This window comes from Wolbachia endosymbiont of Drosophila barbarae, from assembly GCF_044752445.1.
GTDB lineage: Bacteria > Pseudomonadota > Alphaproteobacteria > Rickettsiales > Anaplasmataceae > Wolbachia > Wolbachia pipientis.
Genome location: NZ_JBIXJM010000192.1, coordinates 1 through 2,634, shown reverse-complemented (window position 1 = coordinate 2,634; position 2,634 = coordinate 1). Strand labels below are relative to the sequence as shown.

5 protein-coding genes are annotated in these 2,634 nt (G+C 34.7%); 1 reads left to right on the top strand and 4 read right to left on the bottom strand.

The window, feature by feature from the left end; genetic code table 11:
• Positions 1–228 (top strand): transposase (locus ACIPNH_RS04100; protein WP_156518078.1); only part of this gene is annotated, 228 nt, incomplete at its 5' end.
• A gap of 344 nt (positions 229–572) precedes the next feature.
• Here the strand turns inward: ACIPNH_RS04100 and ACIPNH_RS04095 are convergent.
• The 4 genes from ACIPNH_RS04095 to ACIPNH_RS04080 are packed head-to-tail and all read right to left on the bottom strand — an operon-like array spanning position 573 to position 2,613.
• Positions 573–959, bottom strand: coding sequence for a cytochrome c-type biogenesis protein (locus ACIPNH_RS04095; RefSeq protein WP_400771877.1), 387 nt, complete (start codon positions 957–959; stop codon positions 573–575).
• A complete protein-coding gene (locus ACIPNH_RS04090; RefSeq protein WP_264723972.1) occupies positions 943–1,983 on the bottom strand; it encodes a hypothetical protein in 1,041 nt (346 codons plus the stop codon). Before ACIPNH_RS04090 ends, ACIPNH_RS04095 begins: the two co-directional genes overlap by 17 nt.
• A gap of 7 nt (positions 1,984–1,990) precedes the next feature.
• Positions 1,991–2,338, bottom strand: a complete 348-nt coding sequence (locus ACIPNH_RS04085; protein WP_012673282.1) for a ferredoxin family 2Fe-2S iron-sulfur cluster binding protein — start codon at positions 2,336–2,338, stop codon at positions 1,991–1,993.
• Positions 2,339–2,376: 38 nt separating this feature from the next.
• The gene (locus tag ACIPNH_RS04080; RefSeq protein ID WP_400771875.1) at positions 2,377–2,613 is read right to left on the bottom strand and encodes a hypothetical protein; all 237 of its coding nucleotides are present in this window, start codon (positions 2,611–2,613) and stop codon (positions 2,377–2,379) included.
• Positions 2,614–2,634: the final 21 nt, after the last annotated feature.

Genomic DNA, 2,634 nt, shown 5'->3' with positions numbered 1-2,634 from the left:
TATATAGGGTTGACACCAAGGCAATATTCTTCTGGAGAAGTTGATCGGCATGGCAGCATATCAAAGATGGGACCAGCGGAATGTAGAAGTATGTTATATGAAGCTGCACAAACAATGCTTACAGTTACCAAGAGGACATTTAAATTAAAAAACTGGGGTTGCGAAGAAAAAAGGAATGAAAAAAGCAATTGTAGCAGTAGCAAGAAAATTAGCTGTAATTATGCATAGGATGTTGGTTGATAAAACAGAATTTTATTATCAATAAACATCAAAAGAGCATAGGACAATAATTTTATTGAAAATAAAGATAGCAATGCCGATGGAAGGGACAAGCAAGAACTTAGTTAGACTTCGTGGTAAACATGTTGCCGTCCACTTCCGCCTAACAAGTATAATGCGGCTTAACAAATTTATTGTCATCTCAGACCGTGGAGAGAACCATATGCTACTTTTAACTTATGTAAAATTACCAAGGATTATGGAGAAGATATGCTGTTTTGATTTGTGTGAAAATTATTGTTGACTTATGTGCAATTAGAGAACCTAAGTCACTTTAGCTATATATAAAAGGTTTAAGTGGTTGTATTGATGTATCTTTGTATTAAAAAACACCCAATAAACAGAGTTGTAAGTGGAATAAACCACAAAATGTAAGTGCTAGATTTTATAGGCGGTACGATTATAATTGAATTGCCGTAAGAATTTTTTAACTCTGAGATTATCTCTTCATCTGTGTATCCATCATTGATTTTTTTACGAATTGCTTCTCGCATATCATACGCGATCTGAGATCCAGATTCAGACAATGATTCGCCAGAACATATTGGACACCTTATTATTTCAAATAAACTGGTTGCTCGTTTTTCCATGCTTTTATCTCTGAGTTTATTATCCAGAGTAAAAGCGTTTACGCCTGAGTGGAATATCAATATGAAAAGTAAACTAACTACTGCTCTCATCCTTGGTTAATTGGGTTATTTTACTGAGCTGGTTCATAAAATCAGTGGTGGATAACTTTCCAATAAAGCTTGACCCTACATCATCATCGTACTTTATTGAAAATTGAATGCCATCATCAGTTGTTTTTTCTGATAAGGAAGACATTAATTTTTCAAACGCATCTGAAGTTTTTGAGTCACCAATCATAAACGAGATTAATTCTTTATAATTTGATATAGCCACGTTGATTTTGTCTTTAAATGAAGACGTAACCAAATTATAATTTCGCACTCCACCATCTGCAGCAAGAGAAAAATTATTACTTTGAATTAAAAATTTCTCTATGTTGAAATTAATTCTGGAAGCTGAGATGTGGTTTACAAATTCGTAATCAAATTTAGTGTCGATACTAAGGTAACTTTCAGGACTTGCAGTATTTTTATACCGATAAGTATAAAAATCAAATCCTAGTTTAGTATTTCCACTTGGTTCTTTATCGAGGTGAAATTGAATGTAATTGCTTTTATCATTCACTTCAGTTATAACACTTTGCTGATTTTCTAAAACATCACATTTTAATCCATAATCTTCGTAACGAAGTGTATCTATATAGTCTATCACGGTACTATTTTTGTTGAATCGCAATGAAGATGGTAAATCGTTTAGTCTAACAACAAAGTGGCTGCTATCGTTTGTGTGGCATTTTATATTCTTTTTCTCATCACCATGAACAGCAATATTGACTTCATTGCTTGGTATGTAGATATATACTGATTTATCAAACAATCTATTTTTTATCAATAAAGCATCAGATGAGATGGTTAATTGCTCATTGGAAAATTTTGGGTTTGTCACACGGAAAATTAGGTTAGAAGGAAATCCACTAAAATCATGTGAAATATCAAATTTTTCGTCGTTAATGTATAGTATTGTTTCAGCTAAAAGATTTTTTACCTTACATGCAGAAAAATACCAAAAACCACTATACGCTACAGGAATAAACAAAAGTAAAGAGACGATAATATAGATAAAAATCTTACGCATGATTCCCCTATTTATCTAATGATATGTTTCTTGTACCCCTTGGTATGGTTACACACAAGCCGTCGATATCTTTTGTGATTTTTATTTGGCATCCAAGCCTCGACGTCTCTGTTAAGCCGAAAGCTAGGTCTAACATATCATTTTCCTCATCAGATATAGGGTTATGTATTTCTACAGCATTATAAAACTTTGGATCAACAATTACATGGCATGTAGAGCAAGCAAGAGAACCTTCACATGCACCTTCAAGCAGATCTGGATCACTTCTGTGGGCTAAATTGAGCAGAGTTTCTCCCTCTGCAGCTTCATAGCTTTTCTTACTCCCATCAGGTAAAATAAAAGTAACAGATGGCATATTATTCCTATTAAAATCCTTACTAATTTCTTTATATCCTACAGGTAATAACTAATATTTGCAAACTCTTTGCAACTCCAGTGCCTATATTTCTTGTTATCCAAGTAGCTCTTTGTTGTCATCCGAGTAGCTGACACTGGGATGACACCCCACTTAACCGTCATACTGCCGCGGTATCTCTTAGCCGCTAACAAGCAGCGGGATAACGAGCTTATCGTCACGCCGTCGCGAACCGTCATACCGCGATTCATTCGCGGTATCTCAGCCGCTAACAAGAGATCCCGCTAACAAGTAGC